This is a genomic window from Nonomuraea sp. CA-143628 (assembly GCF_050942315.1).
Lineage (GTDB): Bacteria > Actinomycetota > Actinomycetes > Streptosporangiales > Streptosporangiaceae > Nonomuraea.
Genome location: NZ_CP192072.1, coordinates 5,163,867 through 5,187,435, shown reverse-complemented (window position 1 = coordinate 5,187,435; position 23,569 = coordinate 5,163,867). Strand labels below are relative to the sequence as shown.

The window sequence follows — 23,569 nt, the reverse complement described above, 5'->3', positions numbered from 1 at the left end:
CCCCCACCCAATGGATTGATTCAGAAAGAAGGCGACATGAGGAGATCGGCTGCGCTTTCGGGCGTCGCGGTGAGTGCCATGCTGGCGCTCGCGGCCTGCGGGGGCGGCGGCGCCGCCCCCTCCACCTCCACCGGATCCGGCGCGTCCGGCTCGTCCGCGAAGCCCGCCACCGGTGGCACCGTGCACTTCCTGCTAAAGGCGGACTTCTCCCACCTGGATCCCGTCCGCGGCTGGGACGGCGGCGTCAACAACTTCTACCGGCTCATCTACCGGAACCTGACCACCTTCGGCGCGGGCCCCGGCGCCGAGAGCACGAAGATCGTGCCCGACCTCGCCACCGACACGGGCAAGCCGTCCGACGGCGCCAAGACCTGGACCTTCACCCTCAAGGACAACCTGTTCTTCGAGGACGGCACGCCGATCAACAGCGAGGCGGTGAAGTTCGGCGTCACGCGCGGCTTCGACCCCGAGGCCGGGATCGGCTCCCCGTACGCCAAGCTGCTCCTCGACGCGCCCAAGGACTACAAGGGCCCGTACGTCTCCGGCGATCTCGACACGATCGAGACCCCTGACGCCAAGACCATCGTCTTCCACCTCAAGAAGCCCTTCGCCGACTTCCCCAGTGCCCTGGCCATGGCCAACTTCATCCCCTTCCCCAAGGGCACCGGCGCCGCGGCCGCGTTCGACACCAAGCCGATCGCGTCGGGGCCGTACAAGGTGGCCAGTTACAACCGCGGCTCCTCGCTCAAGCTGGTGCGCAACCCGCAGTGGAAGGCCGAGACCGACACCGTCAGGTCGGCCAAGCCGGACGCCTGGGAGTGGACGTTCGGGCTGGACGCGGCCACCATCGACGAGCGCATGCTGGCCGGACAGGGCACCGACGCCGACGCCGTCGGGAGCACGATCCAGGCGGCGACCGTGGCCCGGGTGCAGACTCCGCAGCTCAAGGCGCGCTCGCTGAGCGGGCTCAACGGCTGCACCACCTACATGGGCCTGAACACCACCAAGAAGCCGCTCGACGACGTGCGGGTGCGCCAGGCGATCAACTACGCCATCAACAAGGACACCGTGGTGGCCGGGATGGGCGGTTCGAGCCTGGCGGCCAAGGGCACCTCCATCCAGCCGCCGACGGTCGTCGGCCGGGTCGACTACGACCCCTATCCCACCGACCCCGAGGCGGCCCGCAAGCTGCTCGCCGAGGCGGGCCTGGCCAACGGCTTCAGCCTCACCCTCGACACCCGGCCGGACCCGAAGATGGCGGCGGTCGCCGTGGCCATCCAGGAGGCGCTCAAGGCGGTGAAGATCGACGTCAAGATCAACAACATCGACACCTCGACGTTCTACGAGGTGATCGGCACACCCGCGCAGCAGCACGACGCCGCCGTCACCGGCTGGTGCCCCGACTGGGCGTCCGGCGCGACGTTCCTGCCGCCGCTGTTCGACGGCCGCAACATCACCGCCAAGGGCAACCAGAACATCGCCCAGATCAACGACAAGGCGATCAACAAGCGCATCGACGAGATCGCCGCGATGCCCGACGTCACGGCCGCGAACGCCGCCTACGGCGAGCTGGACAAGGAGATCATGAAGCTGGCGCCGATCGTGCCGCTGGCCTATGAGAAGTACGTCATCGTCTCTGGCGCCAACATCGCCGGCGCGTACCAGTCCGCCGCCTTCTCCGGGGGCATCGACCTGGTTTCCGTCGGGCTGGCCAAGCCGGGCAAGTAACCGATGACCACCACCACCCTCCGACCGGCGGGCGCCCCCGTGGCGCCCGCCACCTCGGCCCGGCGGGTCGCCGGCGCGCTGCTGCACGACTGGGCGGCCGTGCTCAGCACGGCCTTCCTCGCGCTGATCCTGCTGATGGCGATCTGCGCGCCGCTGATCTCCGCGATCACCGGCCACGGGCCGAACGACTTCGACAGCGCCGCCATCGACACCGACCTCGGCGGGCTGCCGCGCGGCTCGCTGGGCGGGATCAGCGCCGACCACCTGCTCGGTGTGGAGCCGCAGAACGGCCGCGACATCCTGGCCCGCATCGCGTACGGCGCGCGCGTCTCACTGCTGATCGCGGCCGCGGCCACCGTGCTGACCACCCTGCTCGGGGTGGTGCTCGGCATGCTGGCCGGCTTCTACCAGGGCTGGGTCGATCAGGCGATCTCCCGGATCATGGACTTCCTGATGGCCTTCCCCGCCCTCATCTTCATGATCGCGATCCTGTCCTCGCTGCCGACGGGCAACCGGTCGGTGCTGCTGGTGGTGGTGATCAGCGTCTTCGGCTGGCCCTACCTCGCCCGCGTGGTGCGCGGCCAGACGCTGACGCTGGTGAACAGGGAGTTCGTCGAGGCAGCCCGGGTGTCGGGCGCCTCGACGGGCGTCCTGGTGTTCAGGGAGATCCTGCCGAACCTGCGCAGCTCGCTGATCGTGATGACCACGCTGGCCGTGCCCGGCTACGTCGGCACCGAGGCGGGGCTGTCGTTCCTGGGCGTCGGCGTGGCCCCGCCGACACCGTCCTGGGGGCAGATGATCTCCAGCTCCGTGGGCTGGTACGCCGTGGACCCGATGTACTTCGCGGTGCCCGGCGCCTTCCTGTTCTGCACCGTGCTGTCCCTGACCGTGCTCGGGGACCGCCTGCGTGCCGCCTTCGACGCCGGGGAGGCCTCCTGATGGCGCGTTATGTCGCCGGGCGGTTCGCCGGCATCGTGGTGATCCTGTTCCTGGTCTGCCTGTTCACCTTCATCATCTTCTTCACGCTGTCGCCGGATCCGGCGCTGATGATCTGCGGGAAGACGTGCACGCCCGAGCGGATCGACCAGATCCGCGGGGTGCTCGGGCTTGACAAGCCGTTCTTCACCCAGTTCTGGACGTTCCTGGCGGCCATCTTCGTCGGCCGGGACTACGGCTCCGGGGCCAACCTGATCCACTGCGCGGCCCCGTGCCTGGGCTACAGCTTCCAGACCAATCAGTCGGTCTGGGAGATGGTCGTGGACCGGCTGCCGGTCAGCGCGACCGTCGCGATCGGCGCCGCGGTGCTCTGGCTGCTGATCGGCATCCTGGCCGGGCTGGTCAGCGCGGTGAAGGAGGGCACCTGGTGGGACCGTACCGCGATGGGGCTGGCCCTCGGCGGGTCGAGCATCCCCAACTACGTGCTGGCGCTGGCGCTGCAGTACGTGCTGGTGGTGTGGCTGCAGGTCCTGCCCTTCCCCTCGGCGGTCTCCTTCTCCGACGGGCCGCTGCTGTGGTTCCAGTCGTACCTGATGCCCTGGGTCGTGCTGGCCACCGGCTACGCCTGCCTCTACGCGCGGCTGACCAGGGCCAACGTGATCGACACGCTGGCGGAGAACTTCATGCGCACGGCGCGGGCCAAGGGCCTGCCGCCCATGCTCACCATGCGGCGGCACGCGCTGCGGCCCGCGCTGACCCCGATCGCCACCATCTTCGGCATGGACTTCGCGGCCCTGCTGGGCGGCGCGCTCATCACCGAGACGGTCTTCGGCCTCAACGGGGTGGGCAAGATGGCCGCCGACTCGATCGCCAAGAACGACCAGCCGGTGATCATGGCGGTGACGCTGCTCGCCGCGTTCTTCGTGGTGGTGGGCAACCTGGTGGTCGATCTCGTCTACACCACGCTGGACCCGAGAGTGAGGATCACCGCGAAATGAGTGACCTGCTTGTCGTGGAGGACCTCACCGTCACCTTCCCCACCACCCGGGGGCCGGTGGACGTCGTCAAGGACGTCTGCTTCACCGTCGGGAGCGACGAGACCGTCGGCATCGTCGGCGAGTCCGGCTCGGGCAAGTCGATGACCAGCCTCGCGATCATGGGGCTGCTGCCCCGAGGGGCGGTGACCCGGGGCAGCATCCGGCTGGACGGCACCGAGCTGCTCGGCCGCAGCGACAAGGACATGCGCCGGATCCGGGGGGACCGGATCTCGATGGTCTTCCAGGACCCGCTGTCGTCGCTGAACCCGTACTACACCGTGGGCCTGCAGATCGAGGAGGTCTACCGGGCCCACCGGGGCCGCTCGCGCAAGGCGGCGCGCAAGGTCGCGATCGAGGCGCTGGAGCAGGTGGGCCTGCCCGACCCGGAGCGGCGGGTGGACTACTACCCGCACCAGTTCTCCGGCGGGCAGCGGCAGCGCGTCATGATCGCGATGGCGCTGGTCTGCTCCCCCGCCCTGCTCATCGCCGACGAGCCGACCACCGCGCTCGACGTGACCGTCCAGGCGCAGATCCTGCGCCTGCTCGCCGACCTGCGGCGGGAGAGCGGCACCGGGATGGTGTTCATCACGCACGACCTCGCGGTGATCAGCTCGATCGCCACGCGCGTCCTGGTGATGTGCCGGGGCGAGCAGGTCGAGTACGACACCGCCGAGCAGGTCTTCTCCGATCCGCGGCACGACTACACCCGCATGCTGCTGGACAGCGTGCCGCGTATCGACGACTCCCCCATCGACGAGGTGATGTCATGAGCGAGCCCCTGCTGAGGGCGAACGAGCTGACCAAGCGGTTCGTCACCCGCGGGCCGCTGGGCGGCAAGGCCGAGTTCGTCGCCGTCGACGGCGTCAGCTTCGACGTACGGCCGGGCGAGACGCTGGCCGTGGTGGGCGAGTCGGGCAGCGGCAAGTCGACGACCGCCCGCATGGTGGCCAAGCTGATCGAGCCGAGCGCGGGCACCCTGGAGTTCGAGGGCGAGGACATCACCGTCGCCAAGGGGGCCGCGCTGGCCCGCTACCGCGCCAACGTGCAGGTCGTCTTCCAGGACCCGTTCTCCTCGCTCAACCCCCGCCACACGGTCGAGCGCATCCTGATGGCGCCCCTGGTGTACCAGGGGATCCCCCCGACGGGCGGGAAGCGGGCGCACGCCAGGGAGCTGATGGAGCGGGTCGGGCTCGACCCGGACCACTCCCAGCGCTACCCCGCGCAGTTCTCCGGCGGCCAGGCCCAGCGGATCGGCATCGCCCGCGCGCTGGCCGTGCACCCCAAGCTGGTCATCTGCGACGAGGCGGTGTCCGCCCTGGACGTCTCCGTGCAGGCCCAGGTCATCGAGCTGCTGCGGCGGCTGCAGGCCGAGAGCGGCTTCAGCTACATCTTCATCGCCCACGACCTGGCCGTCGTCCGGCAGATCGCCCATCGGGTGGCGGTCATGAGCAAGGGGAAGATCGTCGAGCAGGGCCCGGTCGAGAGCGTCTTCGGCGACCCCCAGGACCCGTACACCCGTACGCTCCTGGCCGCCATCCCCCGCATCAACCCCGAATGGGACCGCAGGCGCCGTGAAGGGAGCCCTCGTTGAGCACGTACACGATTCCCGGGATGCGCGTGCGCGACCACGTGGTGGAGGTGCCGCTCGACTGGTCCGCGCCCGATGGGGCCACGATCACGGTGTTCGCCCGGGAGCTGGCCGATCCGGTGCGGGCGGCCGAGGACCTGCCGTGCCTGCTCTACCTGCAGGGCGGTCCTGGCGGCAAGGGCCCGCGCCCGATCGGCGTGAACGGCTGGCTCGGCCAGGCGCTCAAGACGCACCGGGTGATCCTGCTCGACCAGCGCGGCACCGGTCGCAGCTCGCGGATCGACGGGCGGGTCATGAGCGCGTTCGGTAGCGCGCCAGAGGCCGCCGACCACCTCGCCCACTTCCGCGCCGACTCGATCGTCGCCGACGCCGAGCACCTGCGGATGACCGTCTTCGGCGGCCGTCGCTGGGAGACGCTGGGCCAGAGCTACGGCGGGTTCCTCACGCTGACGTACCTGTCGCGGGCTCCGCAAGGGCTGCGCGCCTGCTACGTCACCGGAGGGCTGCCCGGCCTGAACCCGGACGCGGCGGAGGTCTACCGGCGCACCTATCCCCGCGTCGCGGCCAAGAACGCCGAGTTCTACCGCCGCTACCCGCACCACGTGGAGACCGTGGGCCGCCTGGCCGACCGGCTGGCCGCGCAGGACGTCCGGCTGCCCGACGGCGACGTGCTCACGGTACGGCGACTGCAGTCGCTCGGCATCGACTTCGGCATGAAGCCGGGCTACGAGCGCATGCACTGGCTGCTCGACGAGGCACTCGACGGCGAGCACGTGACGGACACCTTCCTGCACCAGGTGCTGGCCCGCTCCTCCTACAGCGACAACCCGCTGTTCGCCGCGCTCCAGGAGAGCATCTACGGCTCCGGCCCCGGAGCGACCGGCTGGGCCGCCGAGCAAGAGCGGGCCCGCCATCCGGCCTTCGCCGAGTCGGCCCGGCCGCTGCTGTTCACCGGGGAGATGATGTACCCCTGGATGTTCGCGGAGATCCGGGCGTTGCGCCCGTTCCGCGCGGCCGTGGAGCTGCTGGCCGAGCGGGCGGACTGGCCGCCGCTCTATGACCCGGTACGCCTGGCCGCCAACGAGGTTCCGCTGGCCGCCGCCGTGTATTACGACGACATGTACGTAGATTCCGGCCTGCAACTGGACACCGCCGCTCGAATCGGCAACGCCCAGGCGTGGGTCACCAACGAGTACGAGCACGACGGCCTGGGCGAGGAGCGTGTCTTCGCCCGGCTGACCGCACTGGTGCGTGACATCGGAGGAGGCATCACAGGTGACTGACGGCAGGCCCCCGAAACTGCTGGACATTCCCGCGTTCACTGACTACATCGGCAAGGGCTGGGACATCCCCGACCGCACCCCGACCGTGGTCCCCGGCGCCGCCGAGGCCGCCGCCGCCCACCGGGCCCGGCTCGGCGCCGCGCTCCCCGGCCGGACCGTCGTGGTGGCGGCGGGCCAGGCGCCGGTACGCAGCAACGACACCTCCTACGACTTCCGTCCCGGCAGCGACTTCTACTGGCTGACCGGCTGCGTGGCCGAGGACGCCGTGGCGGTGATCAGGGACGGCGACGCGGTCGTGTACCTGCCCGTCCCCGCCTATCCCGGCGAGCCGGGCTTCTTCGCCGACGCCGCCCACGGTGAGCTGTGGGTGGGCGCCGCCCCCGGACTGGCCGAGTGGTCGGCGGCGCTGGGCGTGCCGGTCAGGCCGCTGACCGACTTCGACGGCACGGTCTCCACCGACGACGAGATCGCCCGGGTGCTGGCCGAGCTACGCATGATCAAGGACGACTGGGAGATCGGCCAGCTGCGGGAGGCCGTGGACCGGACGGTCGAGGGGTTCGCCGCCGTACTCGCCGAGATCCCCACCGCCGTGGCCGGGCCGGGTGAGCGCTGGCTGCAGGGCACCTTCGACCGGTACGCCAGGGCGTACGGCAACGGCCCCGGCTACGCCTCGATCGTGGGCAGCGGCCCGCACGCCCCGACCCTGCACTGGGTGCGCTGCGACGGCCCGGTGCTGCCGGACGAGCTGCTGCTGCTCGACATGGGCGTGGAGGTACGCAGCCACTACACCGCGGACGTCACCCGCACCTTCCCCGCCTCCGGCGCCTTCTCCCCCGCCCAGCGCCAGGTGCACGACCTGGTGGAGCGGGCGCACCGGGCGGCGCTGGCGCAGGTGGCGCCCGGCCGCCGGTTCACCGACTTCCACCACGCCGCGATGGAGGTCATCGCGCGCGGGCTGGACGACTGGGGGATGCTGCCCGTCTCGGTGGACGAGGCGCTGTCGGAGCGCGGCCAGCACCACCGCCGGTACCTGATCTGCGGCATCGGCCACCACCTCGGCCTGGACGTGCACGACTGCGCCAAGGCCGCGCCCGAGGCGTATCAGGGGGCGCTCATCGAGCCGGGCATGGTGTTCACCGTGGAGCCCGGCCTGTACTTCCACGCCCACGACCTGACCGTGCCGCCCGAGCTGCGCGGGATCGGCGCGCGCATCGAGGACGACCTGCTGGTGACGGCGGAGGGCATGGAGGTGCTCTCGGCCGAGCTCCCCCTGTCGGCGAGCGGCCTGGAGGACTGGATGCGCCGCTGATCACAAAAAACGGCTGATCACCCCGAAAACCCGGAAAATCCGGCGCCCGATCGTGTCATTCGCCGATAATGATCGCTTTCCACGGGTTCCGGCTTTAGGGGTAAAGGCATGTCTTCGTGGCCCGAGCGGCTTGAGACGGCGATCGGGATGTGGCGGCAGGGGGACCTGGACGGCGCGACGGCGGTGCTGCGCGAGGTCGTGGTCTCCGGTGACACCACCGTGATCCCCGAGGCTTCGCAACTGCTCGGCCGCGTCCTTCAGGACAGCGGCGACCTTGACGGCGCGCGGGCGGCGCACCGTTCGGTGATCGCCTCGGGGCATCCGATGTTCGCGCAGCGTTCCGCGATCTCCCTCGCTCTCATGCTGGTCGACGACGAGCAGTGGGCGCTGGCCTACCGCCCGCTGCGGATCGCCGCCGCGGGCGCCGACGCCGATCTCGCGGTGATGGCCGACGTCGCCCTCGTACGCGTCCTGGGCAAGCTGGGCGACCTCGACGGCGCCGCCGAGGCGCTGACGCGGGCCAGGCGCAGCGACCACCCCGGGGTCGCCGAGCTCACGGAGGGCATGGAGGACGCGCGGTGGCCGGAGGACGGCGGCGAGCGCGAACGCCAGGCATGGGAGGCGTTCGAGGCGATCGTCGGGCTGCTCGACCTCGAAGAAGACGACGACGGCGCCAACGACGAGATCATCCTGACCGGGCTGAACAAGATGCTCGCCCACGGGCTGCCCGAGCTCTGTTCCCAGGCGGCCTTCCGGCTGTACTCGATCTACGCGGACCGGGCGGAGTTCGAGGACTGCCGCCGCGTCATGGAGCACGCGATCGCCGTCGGCGACCCGGCCGAGCGCGGCCTGGCCGAGAAGCTGCTCGGGGCGGTCCTGTTCGACCTGGGCGAGCACGTCGAGGCGCGGGACGCCTACCGGCGCGCGGCCGAGGATCACCGGCCGGAGATCCGGCTCGACGCGCTCATCCAGGAGTCGAAGTTCACCCGCGAACTCGGCGACGAGGAGGGCGCCCGGGCCATCCTGTGGCGGGTGGTCGAGTCGGGCCACCCGCGGTTCGCCCTGGAGGCGCGGGCCTGCCTGGGCCAGGTCTACTCCGAGGCCGGCGAGGTGGACGAGGCCGTCGGCTGCTGGCGGGTGGTGCTCGGGAGCGACTCGGAGTTCCATCAGGGCGCCGTGGCCTGCCTCGGCATGCTGCTGCACGGGCTGCCCGGGGACGACCCGCGGCGGGCGGAGATCGTCGCGCTGCTGCGGCAGGCCGCCGAGCTCGACGACTCCGACGTGGCCTTCCAGGCGCAGATGACGCTCACGTACGCCGAGAACGCCGTACGCGGCCCGGACGAGGAGCTGGAGCAGGCCGTTGACGACTGCGACGCCGCGCTGGAGCTGATCCGCGCGGACGACCTCGCCCAGGCCCGCACGCTGCTACGCCGGGTGATCGACGCCGAGATCCCTGGCCAGTCCGCGCGCGCCTGCGCCATGCTGGCCACCCTGGAGTACGGCGAGGGCGATCTGGAGCAGGCGCACGAACTCCTCGAGCACATGGCCGACGTCGACGACTACGCCAACGGCTTCGCCGCCGCCGTGAACCTGCACCTCATCGCCGCGGGTGGCGTGCCGCATCCGGTGCTCAACGCCACGGTGGGCTATCAGCGGCTCGGCCGCGAGGCCGGGATCGCGGCCTATCAGGAGTGCGCCGGACACTCGGACCCGGCCGTGTCGGCACTGGCCAAGAGCACGCTCGCGCAGGTGTACGTGTCGCTCGGGGTGCCGCGTTCGCAGGGGGTCGAACTCCTGGACGAAGCCGCCGACGCTGGAGACCCGCTGGCGCTCTCGCACGCCGCCGTCATCTCCTTCCTCATCCGTGACGGCGACGAGGGCGAAGCGGTGGTCGACCTGCTGCGCCGCGCTCACGAGCACGGCCATCCGGCCCTCGCGCCCTGGGTGGCCCAGGCGCTCGGCACGGCGCTCGAACGACAGGACCTCAAAGGACAAGACGAGGCCGACGAGGCTCTGGCCGCCTACACGGCCGTCCGCGAGCATCCGGGCCTGGGCGCCGAGGCCGAGGCACGGATACTGCACATCCTGGAGACCCGGCGCGACCTGCCCGGCGTGGCGGCCGTGCACGAGCGGATCGTGGCCCGCGGCGACCGGCTGCGGGCGGCGCGCAGCGCCTGGCTGCTCGGGTTCACCCGGGTGCGCATGGACGACCTCGACGCCGCGCGCCGCGCGTTCGACCAGGTCGGCGAGGACGATCCGGAGCTCGCCCAGGACGGCGTGTTCGCGCGCGGGCTGCTCGGCCACGACTTCGCGGGCGCCTCGGCCGTACTGGCCGCCCTGGGGGAGCAGGATGACGCCGCCCGCTCGTTCATGAACACCTGGCTCGCGCTGGAGGCCGCGCACGCCTGGCAACGCGCCGGGGACGCGGCGTCCGCCGACGCCGCGCTGTCCCTGGCGGTCGCGTGCGGCCACCCGGAGCGCGTCCAGGAGGCCGCGCTGTTCCTCGGCGCGTTGCGCAACGACGCGGGCGACCACGCGGGCGCCGCCGAGGCGTGGGCCGTCGCGGCCGACGGGGACGACGAGCACCATGCCCTGCTGGGCGCGAAGAACCTCGGCGAGGCGCTGGCCGCGCTCGGCGACCTGAACGGCGCCGCCACGGCCTACCGGCGGGCACTCGACGCCCTGGACCCGGACGACGACGACTACGTCCAGGTCGTGGACGTCCTGACCCGGGTACTCGTGGCCGCGTGCCAGGTGACCGAGGCCCGGGATCTTCAGGTGATGGTGACCGGCGACGGGCCGCACGCGCACCTGGCGATCGGCGCCGCGCTCGAAGAGGCCGGCGAGCTCGACGCGGCCGTCGCCGAGTACCGGCAGGCGATCGACGGCGAGCCCGGCACCGCGCCAGGCACCGCGACGAACTCCGCGCTCGGCACCGAGACGGAATCCGTGCTCGGCACCGGGCCTGACAGCTCCGGGCCTGACAGCGAGGTCGCCGCTATGGCGAGCGTCATGCTGGCCCGGGTGCTGGACCGTCGTGGCGGGGCCGGAGACGCCGAGGGTGCGCGCGTGGCGTACGAGCGGGCCGCCACCGCGGACGACCCGTACATCCGGATCACCGCCAAGGAGCGCCTGGGCACCGCGAGCCCGCACGAACGGGCCCTGCTGCGGCTGCACGACGACGACCGGGCGGGCGCGCTGGAGCTGTTCACCCAGGCGTACGGCTCCCCCGTGGTCGCCGAGCTGCACATCGTCCTGTCCGAAGGCGAGCTCACGGCGATCCGCCCCCTGCTGGAGCGCGCGGCGAACGGTGAAGCCCGGCACGCGGAGAAAACCGCCGATCTCGTCCTCGGCGTCGCACTGGACAAGCTGCGCGCCGGCGCGAACGGGGCGCGCGAGCTGTATGAGCTGGTGGTGGAGTTCGGTACGCCCGAGCAGGTGGCCATCGCCTGCGACAACTTCGGCCATGTCTATGACCTGGCCGGAGACACCGACGCCGCCGCCGAGGTGCTCGCGCTGGGCGCGGCGGTCGATCATCCCGCCGCGCTGTCCTGCCTGCGCCGGCTGCTCGGCGTACTCGCGCTGCAAGGGGACGTCGAAGCCCTGGAGGGCGCCGCGCGGCGCGCGGTCGCCAGTGGCGACCCCGAGACCGTCACGCTCGGCACCTGGACGCTGAGCGACGTGGCCAAGGCTCGCGGCGACCTCGCCGGGGCGGTGGCGGGCTACCGCGACACGATCGACGGCGCGGACCCGGACACCGTCCCCTACATCCGCGTCGAACTCGGCCGGGCACTCCACCAACTCGGCGACACGGCAGCCGCGCACCGCGAGCTGGAGACGGTGCTGACCTGCGACAACATCGGCCAAGTGCTGCTCGCCGGCGTCCACCTGGGCGCCTGGCTGGCCGAGGACGGACGGCTGGCGGGTGCCGCCGAGGCGTTCGGCGCCGCCGCGGCCGCCGGTCTACGCCATCCGGCTCCGGAAGAGCTCGACCAGGAGCACCACGCGATGGCCCTGAACAACCTGGCCGCCGTCGCCTACCAGGCCGACGAGGCGGGCGACCACACCGTGGCCGTCCGCGCGCTGCATCTGGCGGCCGCGGGCGGGGCCTTCGACGACGCCGTAGAGCTGGCCAAGGAGTACGCGTCGGCCGCCGCCGAGCGAGGCGATCTGGACGCCGTCCGTACGTATCACCAGGGCGCCGCCGCCTTCCTCCCGGACGGCGACCCGCACCTGCTGCTGGAGCTCGCCGAGCTCCTCACCGAACGGGGCTCCTCAGCAGACCCCGAGGTCCGCGAGCCTCAGCCCCCGCAGGCCGAGACCACCCCAGCGGCCGGGCTGCCGCGCAGCGCGGAGGAGGACGAGGAGGACGAGGAAGACGGGCGCAGGCGGGCCGAGCTGTTCGCGATCCTGGAGTCGCACGGCGACCAGGCAGGCCCCAGCACGCTCGACTCCCTGCTCCGGCTGATGCGCGACCGGTCCGGCACCCCCACCGCCGGCGCCGCCGGTCGGCAGGTCATCCGCGCCGCCCGCGAGAGCGTGGCGGACGACCCCGCGCAGGCGCGCGCGATGCTGGAGCTGGTCCTCGAGTACGGCGATCCGGAAGAGGTGGCCACCGCCTACGACGACCTCGGCGACATCTCCTGCTATCACGACGATGACATGGACGCCGCCATCACCGCCTACCGGAAGGGCTCGGAGGTCGATCACCCGGCCGCGCTGATCCCGCTGCGCAGCCTGATGCTGGCACAGTTGCAGGTGAAGGACTTCGACGGCGTCGCCGCGACCGCCCAGCGCGCGGTGACCAGCGGCGACACGGAGACGGTGGCCGCCGGTTACTGGATGTGGGGCGACTCGCGCCGGCACCGGGGCGACACCGACGCCGCCGTACGGCTGTACCGGCAGGCCATCGGCATGCAGAGCGAGGAGCTCGGCCCGCGCGTCCGCCTCGACCTGGCCCGCACGCTGCGCGAGCGTGGCGAGGGCGAGGAGGCGCGTGCCGAGCTCGGGCGCGCGGCCGAGGCCGGGGACACGGATGTACGCGCGCAGGCGGGCAACCTGCTCGGCAAGTGGGCGTTCGAGGACGGCGACCTGGCGGCCGCGGCCGAGGCGCTCGGCCGGGTGGCCGCCATCGAGGTGGGCCCGGACGACCCCGACCTGCTGTCGGAGCTGGTCGAGATGGCCGCCGACAATGTGATCGTGGTCGCCAACCGGGCCTTCACCGAAGGCGACCACCAGGTGGCGGTACGCGCGCTGGCGCTGGCCGCCCAGGCGGGCGAGGCGCAGGAGGCGCTCAAGGTGGCCGGCCGGCGCGCCACCGAGCTGGCCGAAGCGGGCGACCGCGCGGGCGCGGTGCTGTACATCGAGAGCGCCGTGGGTTTCCTGCCCGATCCCGACCCCGACCTGGAGATCCAGCTGGCCGACCTGTACGCCGCCGCGGGCGAGCCCGCCGAGGCGCGGGCCAGGTACGAGCGGCTGATCGACCACCCCGACGCCCACGTACGACTGGTCGCCGGCGGGCGGCTGGTCCCGTTGCTGCGCGTGGCGGGAGACGCCGCGGGCCTGGCGGACGTCACCCAGCGCATGACGGACGACTCCGCCGAAACCGGCCTGGACACGGGCGCGCAGGCCCTGCTGGCGAGCATGCTGGGCATGATGCAGAGCGAGCAGGGCGACAGCGAGGCGGCGCTGCGCACGTTGCGCGCCGCCGCGGAGAGCGGCGAGCCCACGTCCCTGTTCACGCTCGGGCAGGCGCTGGTGGACGCGGGTGAGATCGAGGAGGCCCGCACGGTCCTGGGCCGCGTCGCCGAATCGGACAGCAGGCTCAGCCGCCGCGCCCTGGTCATGCTCGGCCACACCTATCAGGACGAGGACGCGGGCCGGGCCCGCGAGCTGTACCTGCGCGTCGTCGGGAGCACGGGCGAGGCCGACGGCACCGCGACGGTGATCGCCAAGATGTACCTGGGGGCGCTGGCCAAGCGGGAGCGAGACTGGCCGGAGGCGTTGCGCTGGTATCAGCAGGTGATCGACTCGGGCGAGGAGAAGCAGGCGCCCCTGGCGGCCGCCCACCTGGGCGAGCTGGCGTACTGGCTGGGCGATCGAAGCTCCGCGGTGCGCTACTACGAGCTCACCCTGGCCACCGATACGCGGCAGCCGGACCTGGTGGGCGAGGCCGCCTACCGGCTCGGCGAGATCCGGCACGGCGACGGCGACCTGGACCTGGCCAGAAAGCACCTGCGGCGAGCGGTGGAATCAGGCGATGAGGACTTCGCCGCCCAGGCCCAGACCCTGCTCGCCAAGCTCGGCGAGGAATCCTGACCCGCCGGGCTGCCGGCCGCTCGGAACAGGCCTGCTATGACAGGCGCAGGACGCCCTCCACCGCGGACAGGGACAGCGTCTTGTAGCCCACCGAGTCGAACAGGACCGTGATCCGGTCCGGCTCGCGGCGCATGACCGTACCCGGGCCCCAGGCGTTGTGCTCGACCTTCGCGTGCAGCGGGAACGGCCCGTCGCCGGTCGCGATGGGCTCAAGGCCGTCCTGGCAGGTGTCGCAGGTCCGGCAGGCCGTGTCGTACGGCTCGCCGAAGTACTCCAGCAGGAAGCGGCGGCGGCACCCGGTCGTCTCCGCGTAGCCGCGCATCATGTCGATGCGCGAGTCGTCGACGCGGTGCCGGATCTCGTCGAGTTCCACCGCTCGCGCGGCGGCCTTCTCCGGCGGCGGACCGCCCGGCGCGTAGCGCAGGTCGCCGGAGTCGGTGACGGTCACCGCCTCGGCCTGCTCCAGCAGGTTGACCAGGCTCGTCAGCTGCGAGGCGCCCACCTCCAGCAGGGCCCGCAGCTCGGTGACGGGCACGGTGCCGCCGTGCTCCTTCACCAGGGTCGCCACCCGCAGCAACGCCTCCGCGTCCGCCCGGCCGCCGGCGAAGAAGCGGCGCAGGCCGAGATCCTCCGAGCGGTAGAACAACACCGCCGAGGCGGGCTTTCCGTCCCGGCCCGCCCGGCCGATCTCCTGGTAGTAGGCGTCGGGCGACTCGGGCGGGGACGCGTGCAGCACGTACCGGACATCGGGCCGGTCGATCCCCATCCCGAACGCCGACGTGGCCACCACCGTGTCCACCTCGCCCGCCGTGAAGAGCGAGTGCACACGCGTCCGCTCGGCCGCCCGCATCCCGGCGTGGTACGGCTCCGCGTGGCGGCCCATCCCGGTCAGCAGCGCGGCGTACTCCTCGGCCTCGCGCCGGGTGGCGACATAGACCAGGCCGAGCCCGTCGAGGGAGGCGGCGTGCTCGGCCAGGGCCCGGCTCTTGTCGTCGTCGCCGACGAACCGGCGCACCTCCAGCCGGATGTTGGGCCGGTCGAACCCGCGGACGATCTGCACCGGGTCCTTCAACCCGAGGGAGCGGACGATCTCCTCCCGGACGTTCGGCGCCGCCGTGGCGGTCATCGCCACCACCGGCGGATGCCCCAGGCGCGCGATCACCTTGCCCAGCCGCAGGTAGTCGGGGCGGAAGTCATGCCCCCATGACGAGACGCAGTGCGCCTCGTCGACCGCGATGAGCGACGGCCTGGCCTTGGCCAGCTGGGCGACGACGTCGGGCTTGGCCAGCTGCTCGGGCGACAGGAACACGAACTCCGCCTCCCCCGCCGTGACCTTCTCCAGCCCCGCCTTGACCGATGAGGTGGAGTTGACCGCCACGGCCCCGCCCGCGTCGGCCTTCTCCAAGCCCAGCACCTGGTCGCGCTGCAGCGCGATGAGCGGCGAGACGACCACGGTGGGACCATCGCGCAGCTGCGCGGGCACCTGGTAGACCGCCGACTTGCCGGCGCCGGTCGGCATGACCAGCAGCACGTCGCGCCCGTCGAGCAGGTGTTCCATCGCCTCCTGCTGGCCCGGCCGCAGGTCCTTCCAGTCGAAGGTCTGCCGGGCCGTGGCCCGCAGCCGCCGTCCCTTCCGCCCGAACCGGCTGTTGAGCCTCGCCCGTAATCCCATGAACCCCTCCTGGTAGTGGGCGGCCAGTACCCGCTGCCGCGCTCACCGAACGCCGGATGCCGAACTCAGCGTGGCGCCCACTCGGGCTGCCAGCCGGGACGATGGCGGTAGCCGTAGGCGAGGAGCCGCAGCGTGTCGCAGGGACCGTCGTCTGTGTGTCCGTCTCCGCCTGCTGTGTGTCCGTCTCCGTCCGCGCGTCCGTCCGCGCACCCGTCCCCGGCCTCGGCTCCGGCTCCGTGTCCGTGCGCGGCGATCAGGCGCAGCTCGGCGGCGCAGCGGGCCGTCACGTCTCGGGGGTCGTGGCGGGCGATGTGCACGGCGTCCCTCATGGACGGCGCGTGACCGGCGTCGCCGGTGATGCAGACCGCGCCCCGGAAGGCCGACGGGTCGCCGAAGCCGACGAACTCCTGCCCGTTGGTCATGGTGACGAAGTCGTCGCCGTCGTACCACTCCCTGGTGGGGTCGTAGGACCACGGGCCGGGAGTCGCCGCCTCGGCCGTCGCGTTGTCGTCCTCGATCGTGGCGCGCAGCCAGGACAACAGGTCGTTGGTCAACGCTCTCCCTCAGTCGGCCCCGGCATAGGTCCAGGCGCCCTCGTGCCGGACGAAGCGGCTGTGCTCTTCCATGCGGCCCGGCTCGCCGTTGTCGGTGTAGTGGGCCCGGAAGCGGACGGTGCCCTCGGTGGAGACGACGCTGCCCCCGGTGGTCTCCAGGATCTCCAGCCGGGTCCAGCGTGTCCCCCGGTCGAGGTCGAGCCGGGCCGGGCGGGCCGCCGGGTGCCAGGTGCGCAGCAGATATCCGGCGTCGCCGACGCTGAAGGCGCTGAACCGGGACCGCATGAGCGCCTCGGCCGTGGGCGCGGCGGCGAGGCCGCGATGCAGTCGCCCGCAGCACTCCCGGTAGGTCGCCGGCAGCCCGCACGGGCACGGGGCTGAGGCGGATTTCGAGTCACGTCGCGGCACGCCTCTCATTCTGCCCGGTGCCGGGAGCGTCAGCGCCCGCGCAGGGCCGGGCGCGGCTGTCTGCCCGGGACTGTCAGCGCCCGCGCAGAATCGGGCGCGGTTGCCTGCCGGGACCGTCAGCGCCCGCGCAGGATCAGGCGCAGCTGCCTGCCGGTCCGCTTGCGCCGGAACGCCTCCCGTTCGTTGGCCTGGAGGAAGGGCTCGTCCGGGACGGGCGTCCCGAGGAAGGCGCACAGCGGCTCCCATCCCTCCCGGACGTCGAAGACCAGCAGCCGTGCGGCCGGGATCGCCGCCTGGACCTCGGCGAGGTGCCGTTCGAAGACCTTCATGACGTACGCGGGATCGTCGATGCGGCCGTCGAAGACCCGGTCCATGACGGTCGCCCTGGCCATGCGCGGGTAGAGGGCGAAGTCCGGCGCCCGGCGCGCCACCAGCCACCGGATGACGCGGCGGCGGATCGGCATCGAGCGGCGTTCGGCCAGGGCGCTGGCGAAGATGGTCTCGCTGACGCTCTCGTACCAGCGCCGTGGGTCGCGGACGGTGAGGATGACCTTCGCGTCGGGATAATGCTCGGCCAGCTCCCGCCAGTAGGAGGCGGCGGGCCAGTCCACCGCCGACTGGAAGCCGGTGAACACCTCGTCCCAGTCGCGGGCGCGGCCCTCCCCGACGTCGAGCCACTGGCGGACCCGGTACGGCTCGGCTATGACCGTGGACATGTGGTAACAGGGGCCGTACCCCAGCCGTTCCAGCGCTGCCTTCAGCGACCTCGTCCCCGTTCTGCCGAAGCCCGCGCCGATCACCTTCACCTCGCGCTCCTTCCCGCCTCTGATCGGCCTCTGATCCGCGATCCCTAACGTGACAACTGGGTTATATGACCAGATACATGTCGCAGCCGACCGCCGCAATGGTGAGGAGCCGACCATGCTGTTAACGCATCCGCTGTTCCCGCATCCCCTTCTCGACGCGCTGCGGGACTCGCCCGGCGGCGTGGCGTTCGAGCACGGGTCCCGGACCGTCTCACGGGGTGAGCTGCTGGAGATGATCCGGCGGCTGGCCGGCGCGCTGGCCGATGCCGGGCTCGGGCCCGGCCGGGGCGTCGCCATCCGCACCGCCGTCTCGCCGGAGGCGTTCGCCGCGCACATGGCCGCGCACGCGCTGGGCTGCCGCGTCGTGGGCGTCCGGCCCGGCTACCCGGCCGCGCAACTCGCCCACGTGCTCGGGATGGGAGTCGACGTCCTGCTGGTCGACGGGTCGAGCGCGGCACCCGAAGGGCCGCTTCCCGTGCTGGCCAACCGGTCCAGCGCGGCACCCGTGCTGGTCGACCAGGCCGGCGCGGTGCCCGAGGCGCCGCTTCCCGTCCTGTCCTTGGCGGAGTTGCCGGCGCGCGCCGACGACGGCCGCCCCCTCGCCGTCACGGCGCGCCCGGACGATGTGGCCGCCCTGACCTTCACCAGCGGCAGCACGGGGCGGCCCAAGGGCTGCGCGATCACCTACCGCGCGCTGAGCGAGCACTGGGCGTGGCAGCCCCGCGTGTGGGGCCCGGTCGCGGCGGCGCTCGCCGAATCGTTCGGGCGTTACCTGCTGTTCGGCACCCTGGCCAGCATGGTCGTCATGGAGTTCCTGGCACCGTGTCTGCTGGGCGGCGGGACGGCGGTGATCCCGGAGGACGACGGGCGGCCGGTCTTCCCGTACGCGATCGAGCGCCATCGGATCACCGGCTCCATCATCACCGTGCCCCGGCTGTACCAGATGCTCCGGCTGCTCAAGGACGACCCGGTCGACGTCGGCAGCCTGCGCGCGCTGATGGTCTCCGGCTCCCCGCTCAGCCCGTCCCGGCTGGCGGCGGCGGTGGAACGGCTCGGCCCGGTCGTCTACCAGGGCTACGGCCAGACCGAGGCGGGCAACATCGCGATGCTCACGCCCGCCGACATCGCCCGGGGCAACGTGTCCTCGGTGGGCCGCCCGCATCCGGGGGTGGAGATCAGCGTCCGGGACGAGGCGGACCGGGAGGTGGCCGCGGGAGAGACCGGCGAGATCCACGTACGCAGCCCGTACCTGATGTCCGGCTACTGGGGACAGCCGCAGGAGAGCCGCGACACGCTGCGGGACGGCCGGCTGCGCACCCGCGACCTGGGCTACGTGGACGAGGACGGCTTCCTGTACCTGGTCGGCCGGACCCGGGATGTGATCATGGTCAACGCGATGGTGGTGTACGCGGGTCCGATCGAGCGGCTGCTGGCCGCTCATCCCGACGTGGACGAAGCGTACGTGGCCGGGGCGCCGGACGAGCTGACCGGCGAGGCCGTACACGCGTTCGTGGTGCCCGCCGCCGGGCGGACCCCGGACCGCGACGCGCTGACCGCCCTGGTACGCGCCGAGCTCGGCGACGACAGCGTGCCCCGGACGATCACGGTGGTGTCGGCCGTCCCGGTCGCCGCCAGCGGCAAACCGGACAAGCGTGCCCTGCTGAACCGGCCCGGCGGGCGGATGCTCTGAGCATTCTCTGAGAATTGCCCGCCAACACTTTCCCTGACGGTCCGTTCCATGAATGACATCGCTGTGACGGAGGCCTACGTGCCGGACAACGCCCTCGACTACCTGGTGATCGGCGCCGGCCCGGCGGGGCTGCAACTCGGATATTTCCTCGAAAAGGCGGGCCGGTCGTACCTGATCCTGGAAGCCGGTCCCACGCCGGGCATGTTCTTCCGCACCTTCCCGCGCCATCGCACGCTCATCTCGATCAACAAGAGGTACAACGGAACCTCCGACCCGGAGCTCAACCTCCGGATGGACTGGAACTCCCTGCTGTCGGACGACCCGGACCTGCTGTTCACCCGCTACAGCGACCGCTACTTCCCCGCCGCCGACGACATGGTCCGCTACCTCGCCGACTACGCCGCCGCGTGCGGCCTGCGGATCGTCCATGACGCCCGCGCCGTCCAGATCACCCGCGCGCCCGCCATGGGCCCCTTCCGGGTGACCGACGAGCGCGGCCGGACGTACGAGGCGAAGCGCCTGATCGTGGCGGCCGGGGTCACCCGGCCCAACATCCCAGAGATACCGGGCATCGAGACCGCCGAGCTCTACAGCGCGGCCGCCACCGACCCATCTGATTACGTGAACCAGCGGGTGCTCGTCATCGGCAAGGGCAACTCGGCCTTCGAGACGGCGGACAACCTGGTCGAGACCGCCGCGGTGATCCACGTCGCGGGCCCGAACTCCGTACGGATGGCGTGGCGCACCCACTTCGTCGGCCACCTGCGCGCGGTCAACAACAACTTCCTCGACACCTACCAGCTCAAGTCCCAGAACGCGGTGCTGGACGGCTCGGTCAAGCGGGTCGAGCAGCAGGCCGACGGCTCGTACCTGGTGACGGTGAGCTTCGCCCGCGCCGACGAGGTCACCAAGGACATCCCGTACGACCGGGTGATCGTCTGCACCGGCTTCCGGTTCGACGCCTCGATCTTCGACGACGGGTGCCGTCCGGAGCTGATGATCCAGGACCGGTTCCCGGCCCTCACCCCCGCCTACGAGTCCGTCAGTGTGCCCGGCCTCTACTTCGCCGGGACGCTGACGCAGTCCCGCGACTTCAAGCGCGGCACCAGTGGGTTCATCCACGGCTTCAGGTACGGCACGCGCTCGCTGCACCGCGTCCTGGAGCACAGGTACCACGGCGTCCCGTGGCCCGGCCGCGAGCTCGCGGCAGAGCCGGAGGCCATGGCGGCGGCGGTGCTCGACCGGGTCAACCGCTCCTCGGCGCTGTGGCAGCAGTTCGGGCTGCTGGCCGACGTCATCGTCCCCGACAACCGGGGCGGGGCCCGCTACCTGGAGGAGCTGCCGGTCGACCTGGAGGGCCCGCCGATCGGCGACGCCGGCCACTTCGCGATCACCCTGGAGTACGGGCCGGAACACGACAAGGTCGACCCCTTCGACATCGCCGTCGGCCGGATCCGGCAGAGCGACTCCGCCCGCGCCCACGATGGCCACTACCTGCACCCGGTGGTGCGGCATCACCGCCCCGGCGCGCCGGCCGCCGTCCACCACATCACCGAGAACCTGGAGAACGACTGGACCTCCCCGGAGGTGCACGTCGCGCCGCTGCGGGCCTTCTTCGCCCGCCAGGCCGCCTCGGTGCCCGCGTGATGGACACGCTGGGCGGGTTCGAGGCCGGCGAGATGGACACGCTCGGCGAGTTCGAGGCGGCGGCCCGCGCGCGTCTCGAGCCCGCGCACTACGACTACTTCGCCGGTGGGACCGGTGACGAGGTCACGCTGCGGGCCAACGAGGCGGCCTTCGACCGGCTGGCGCTGGTGCCGCGGGTGCTGCGCGGCGCCGGGAAGCTCCAGCTCGGCGTCACCCTGCTGGGCAGCCGCGCGGCCATGCCCGTGCTGGTGGCGCCGACCGCGTTCCACCGGCTGGCCGACCCCGAGGGCGAGCGGGCCACGGCGCGGGCCGCCGCCACCGCCGAGACGATCATGATCGTCTCCATGGCGTCCACGGTCGCCGTCGAGGACGTGGCCGCGGCGGCGCCGGGGGCCAAGCTCTGGTTCCAGCTCTACATCCAGCCGGACCTGGCCTTCACCGAGACCGTCGTCCGGCGCGCCGAGGCGGCCGGCTGCACGGCGCTGGTCGTCACGGTGGACTCCCCCACCTTGGGAGCGCGGCCCCGGGACCGGCGCAACGGCTTCAACGACCTGCCCGAGGGCCTGTGCTGCGAGAACCTGCGCGACGGCGCCCGGGTGCGGCCGATCGTCATGTCGCCGGAGATCTCCTGGGCCCACCTCGACCGGCTCAGGGAGATGACCGCGCTGCCGATCGCGCTCAAGGGCGTCGCCCATCCCGCCGACGTACGCCTGGCGCTCGACCACGGCGTCTCGGCGCTGGTGGTCTCCAACCACGGCGGCCGGCAGCTCGACACGGTCCCGGCCGCCGTGGACCTGCTGCCGGAGATCGTGGCCGCTGTGGGCGGAACCGTCCCGGTGCTGCTGGACGGGGGTGTGCGGCGCGGCACCGACGTGCTGAAGGCGCTGGCGCTGGGCGCCAGCGCGGTCGCGGTGGGGCGACCGGTGATCTGGGGGCTGGCGGCGGACGGGGAGCGGGGCGCGGGGCGAGTGCTCAGCCTGTTGCGTACGGAGGTCGAGCGGGCGCTCACCTTGTGCGGCTGCGCGTCGATCGACGAGCTCGAACCGGGGATGGTGCGAAGGCCGTGGTGACCGGGGTGTTAACCGTGGCGATCGGGGCTTTGGCCGTGCCCACCGAGGTGACTGGGGTGGTGTCCGCGGTGGCCGCGGCGCTCGCCGTCGTCGCGGTCCTGAGCCTGCCGTGGTGGCTGCCGGGGCGGGTCGTGGCGCTGCGTGTACGGGTCTTCAACCGGGTCAACGGAGACGAGGGCATCCCGGTGCCCGGCGATCTCGTGGGGATCGAGCGGTTCAAGGAGGTCTACTCCCATCCGGCGGCCGGTGGCCGGAGCAAGGGCGCCGCCCTGTCGGACCTGTTCTGGTACTGGCTGGCGCCCGGCCCCGAGATCCACCAGGAGCACCTGGAGGCGGGCGAACGGTATGACTCCGTCGCCCGGGCCACGCGCGGCTTCCTGTCCATCTCGCGTACGGAAGCGGAGGAGCTGACCCGCCGCTGCGTCGCCCGGACGCTGCGAGAGGCGGGCGGGCTGGTCCGGCTGCGCGACCTGATGATGCCGCTCTGGGCGGAGTTCTCGTACGAGCTGGTCTTCGGCAGGCCATGCCCGCGCACGGCCCGCGACCTGATCGCCGGCAACGCGAACGACGTCGTCACCTCGCTCAAGTGCTGCGGGCTGCGGCACATGGACCGGCGCGACCGGCTGACCCGGTATCTCATGGACCGCCTGCCCCTGGTGCGCCATCCGCTCCCCGAGGGGTTGTCGGCCAGGGAGCAGGCGCTCTACCTGCAAGGGGCCTTCTTCAACACCGCAGTCGTCCAGCTGTCGGAGGCCATGGCCCACCTGCTGATGGTCTTCGCCCAGCACCCGGACGTACAGGCCAGGGCGTTGACGGGCGGCCCGCGTCACCTGGACCAGGTGATCGCGGAGACGCTGCGGCTCTATCCGCTCTTCGGCATCGCCCACCGCGTCACGACCGGCGACATCCCGCTGGACGAGCGCACGGTGATCCCGGCGGGCTCGGTGCTGTGCTTCAACTACCCGGAGTTCCACCGCGCGGGCTTCACCGACCCCGACCACTTCGACCCCAGCCGCTTCGACCCCGACCGGTCCGACCCGGCTCGCGTCCGCCCTGACCACTTCGACCCGGCCCGCTCCCACCCCGACCGTTTCGAGCAGGCCCACCCCCGCCCCCACCGGTCGGCGGTTCGTGAGCTCAACCACATCCCGTTCGGCGTCGCCGCGAACCGGCCGTGCCCGGCCTGGCGGCTGGCGCCGATCGCCATGCGGGTCGCGGCGGAGGAGATCCTGCGCCTGTACGCCCTGGACTCCACCGCCTCCCACACCCGGTCCCTGCCCAACCGGGGACCGTGCCTGCTCACCCCGCGCTACGCCCGCAGGAGTGCCGCCCACCGGCCGCTGCTGCTGTTCGTGCGGTTCAGGGACCGCTGGGAGGACGTCTGGCGCAGCCTGGTCCAACTGGTCCTCGGCACGTACATGGTCTGGGACGCGCGCAGGCAGCGGCTGTGCGAGCGCCACTTCGCGGACGACGGCCAGCCGGTCGCCCACTGACCATCCTGCCCAGCCGATCACCCGCTGATC

General features: G+C 72.1%; 16 protein-coding genes. 12 read left to right on the top strand and 4 right to left on the bottom strand.

Going from position 1 to position 23,569, the window contains the following annotated elements:
- Window positions 1–36 precede the first annotated feature (36 nt).
- The 8 genes from ACQP2T_RS23705 to ACQP2T_RS23670 all read left to right on the top strand — a co-directional run bounded on the left by ACQP2T_RS23705 (window position 37) and on the right by ACQP2T_RS23670 (window position 14,199).
- Window positions 37–1,728, top strand: a complete 1,692-nt coding sequence (locus ACQP2T_RS23705) for an ABC transporter substrate-binding protein (protein ID WP_433518277.1) — start codon at window positions 37–39, stop codon at window positions 1,726–1,728.
- Window positions 1,729–1,731: 3 nt separating this feature from the next.
- A complete protein-coding gene (locus ACQP2T_RS23700) occupies window positions 1,732–2,667 on the top strand; it encodes an ABC transporter permease (protein ID WP_433518276.1) in 936 nt (311 codons plus the stop codon).
- Entirely contained in the window at window positions 2,667–3,662 is a 996-nt protein-coding gene (locus tag ACQP2T_RS23695; protein ID WP_433518275.1) for an ABC transporter permease, read from the top strand. The genes ACQP2T_RS23700 and ACQP2T_RS23695 overlap by 1 nt, the downstream gene beginning before the upstream one ends.
- The gene (locus tag ACQP2T_RS23690) at window positions 3,659–4,471 is read left to right on the top strand and encodes an ABC transporter ATP-binding protein (RefSeq protein ID WP_433518274.1); all 813 of its coding nucleotides are present in this window, start codon (window positions 3,659–3,661) and stop codon (window positions 4,469–4,471) included. Before ACQP2T_RS23695 ends, ACQP2T_RS23690 begins: the two co-directional genes overlap by 4 nt.
- Window positions 4,468–5,292, top strand: a complete 825-nt coding sequence (locus ACQP2T_RS23685) for an ABC transporter ATP-binding protein (RefSeq protein WP_433518273.1) — start codon at window positions 4,468–4,470, stop codon at window positions 5,290–5,292. The genes ACQP2T_RS23690 and ACQP2T_RS23685 overlap by 4 nt, the downstream gene beginning before the upstream one ends.
- Complete coding sequence (locus ACQP2T_RS23680) at window positions 5,289–6,572, top strand: alpha/beta fold hydrolase (RefSeq protein WP_433518272.1); 1,284 nt, start codon at window positions 5,289–5,291, stop codon at window positions 6,570–6,572. Before ACQP2T_RS23685 ends, ACQP2T_RS23680 begins: the two co-directional genes overlap by 4 nt.
- Window positions 6,565–7,881 carry an aminopeptidase P family protein gene (locus ACQP2T_RS23675; protein WP_433518271.1) on the top strand — a complete coding sequence of 439 codons (1,317 nt, stop codon included), beginning with the start codon at window positions 6,565–6,567 and terminating at the stop codon, window positions 7,879–7,881. Before ACQP2T_RS23680 ends, ACQP2T_RS23675 begins: the two co-directional genes overlap by 8 nt.
- A 108-nt stretch (window positions 7,882–7,989) precedes the next feature.
- Window positions 7,990–14,199 carry a tetratricopeptide repeat protein gene (locus ACQP2T_RS23670; RefSeq protein ID WP_433518270.1) on the top strand — a complete coding sequence of 2,070 codons (6,210 nt, stop codon included), beginning with the start codon at window positions 7,990–7,992 and terminating at the stop codon, window positions 14,197–14,199.
- A gap of 34 nt (window positions 14,200–14,233) precedes the next feature.
- Here ACQP2T_RS23670 and ACQP2T_RS23665 read toward each other — a convergent pair whose 3' ends face one another.
- The 4 genes from ACQP2T_RS23665 to ACQP2T_RS23650 all read right to left on the bottom strand — a co-directional run bounded on the left by ACQP2T_RS23665 (window position 14,234) and on the right by ACQP2T_RS23650 (window position 17,639).
- Window positions 14,234–15,871, bottom strand: coding sequence for a RecQ family ATP-dependent DNA helicase (locus tag ACQP2T_RS23665; RefSeq protein WP_433518269.1), 1,638 nt, complete (start codon window positions 15,869–15,871; stop codon window positions 14,234–14,236).
- Window positions 15,872–15,936: 65 nt separating this feature from the next.
- Window positions 15,937–16,425 (bottom strand): DUF6221 family protein, encoded by a 489-nt coding sequence (locus ACQP2T_RS23660; protein WP_433518268.1) that lies wholly within the window; start codon window positions 16,423–16,425, stop codon window positions 15,937–15,939.
- 9 nt (window positions 16,426–16,434) lie between these two features.
- Window positions 16,435–16,842 carry a YchJ family protein gene (locus tag ACQP2T_RS23655; RefSeq protein ID WP_433518267.1) on the bottom strand — a complete coding sequence of 136 codons (408 nt, stop codon included), beginning with the start codon at window positions 16,840–16,842 and terminating at the stop codon, window positions 16,435–16,437.
- Window positions 16,843–16,949: 107 nt separating this feature from the next.
- On the bottom strand, window positions 16,950–17,639 hold the full coding sequence (locus ACQP2T_RS23650) for a sulfotransferase family protein (protein WP_433518266.1): 690 nt from the start codon (window positions 17,637–17,639) through the stop codon (window positions 16,950–16,952).
- Window positions 17,640–17,754: 115 nt separating this feature from the next.
- On the opposite strand from ACQP2T_RS23650, the gene ACQP2T_RS23645 reads away from it, so the two are divergent.
- From ACQP2T_RS23645 to ACQP2T_RS23630, 4 genes are read left to right on the top strand one after another with little or no spacing between them, the layout of a single operon-like run.
- Window positions 17,755–19,329, top strand: a complete 1,575-nt coding sequence (locus ACQP2T_RS23645) for a class I adenylate-forming enzyme family protein (RefSeq protein ID WP_433518265.1) — start codon at window positions 17,755–17,757, stop codon at window positions 19,327–19,329.
- Window positions 19,330–19,377: 48 nt separating this feature from the next.
- On the top strand, window positions 19,378–20,976 hold the full coding sequence (locus ACQP2T_RS23640; protein ID WP_433518264.1) for an NAD(P)-binding domain-containing protein: 1,599 nt from the start codon (window positions 19,378–19,380) through the stop codon (window positions 20,974–20,976).
- Window positions 20,976–22,046 (top strand): alpha-hydroxy acid oxidase, encoded by a 1,071-nt coding sequence (locus ACQP2T_RS23635; RefSeq protein WP_433519816.1) that lies wholly within the window; start codon window positions 20,976–20,978, stop codon window positions 22,044–22,046. The genes ACQP2T_RS23640 and ACQP2T_RS23635 overlap by 1 nt, the downstream gene beginning before the upstream one ends.
- Window positions 22,043–23,539 (top strand): cytochrome P450, encoded by a 1,497-nt coding sequence (locus ACQP2T_RS23630; RefSeq protein ID WP_433518263.1) that lies wholly within the window; start codon window positions 22,043–22,045, stop codon window positions 23,537–23,539. The genes ACQP2T_RS23635 and ACQP2T_RS23630 overlap by 4 nt, the downstream gene beginning before the upstream one ends.
- Window positions 23,540–23,569: the final 30 nt, after the last annotated feature.

Excerpts from the sequence above, each read along its gene's own strand:
- ACQP2T_RS23645 (WP_433518265.1), top strand. The coding sequence starts at position 17,755 with ATGCTGTTAACGCATCCGCTGTTCCCGCATCCCCTTCTCGACGCGCTG.
- ACQP2T_RS23640 (WP_433518264.1), top strand. The coding sequence starts at position 19,378 with ATGAATGACATCGCTGTGACGGAGGCCTACGTGCCGGACAACGCCCTC.
- ACQP2T_RS23705 (WP_433518277.1), top strand. The coding sequence starts at position 37 with ATGAGGAGATCGGCTGCGCTTTCGGGCGTCGCGGTGAGTGCCATGCTG.
- ACQP2T_RS23695 (WP_433518275.1), top strand. The coding sequence starts at position 2,667 with ATGGCGCGTTATGTCGCCGGGCGGTTCGCCGGCATCGTGGTGATCCTG.
- ACQP2T_RS23685 (WP_433518273.1), top strand. The coding sequence starts at position 4,468 with ATGAGCGAGCCCCTGCTGAGGGCGAACGAGCTGACCAAGCGGTTCGTC.
- ACQP2T_RS23665 (WP_433518269.1), bottom strand. The coding sequence starts at position 15,871 with ATGGGATTACGGGCGAGGCTCAACAGCCGGTTCGGGCGGAAGGGACGG.
- ACQP2T_RS23635 (WP_433519816.1), top strand. The coding sequence starts at position 20,976 with ATGGACACGCTGGGCGGGTTCGAGGCCGGCGAGATGGACACGCTCGGC.
- ACQP2T_RS23690 (WP_433518274.1), top strand. The coding sequence starts at position 3,659 with ATGAGTGACCTGCTTGTCGTGGAGGACCTCACCGTCACCTTCCCCACC.
- ACQP2T_RS23655 (WP_433518267.1), bottom strand. The coding sequence starts at position 16,842 with ATGAGAGGCGTGCCGCGACGTGACTCGAAATCCGCCTCAGCCCCGTGC.
- ACQP2T_RS23670 (WP_433518270.1), top strand. The coding sequence starts at position 7,990 with ATGTCTTCGTGGCCCGAGCGGCTTGAGACGGCGATCGGGATGTGGCGG.
- ACQP2T_RS23700 (WP_433518276.1), top strand. The coding sequence starts at position 1,732 with ATGACCACCACCACCCTCCGACCGGCGGGCGCCCCCGTGGCGCCCGCC.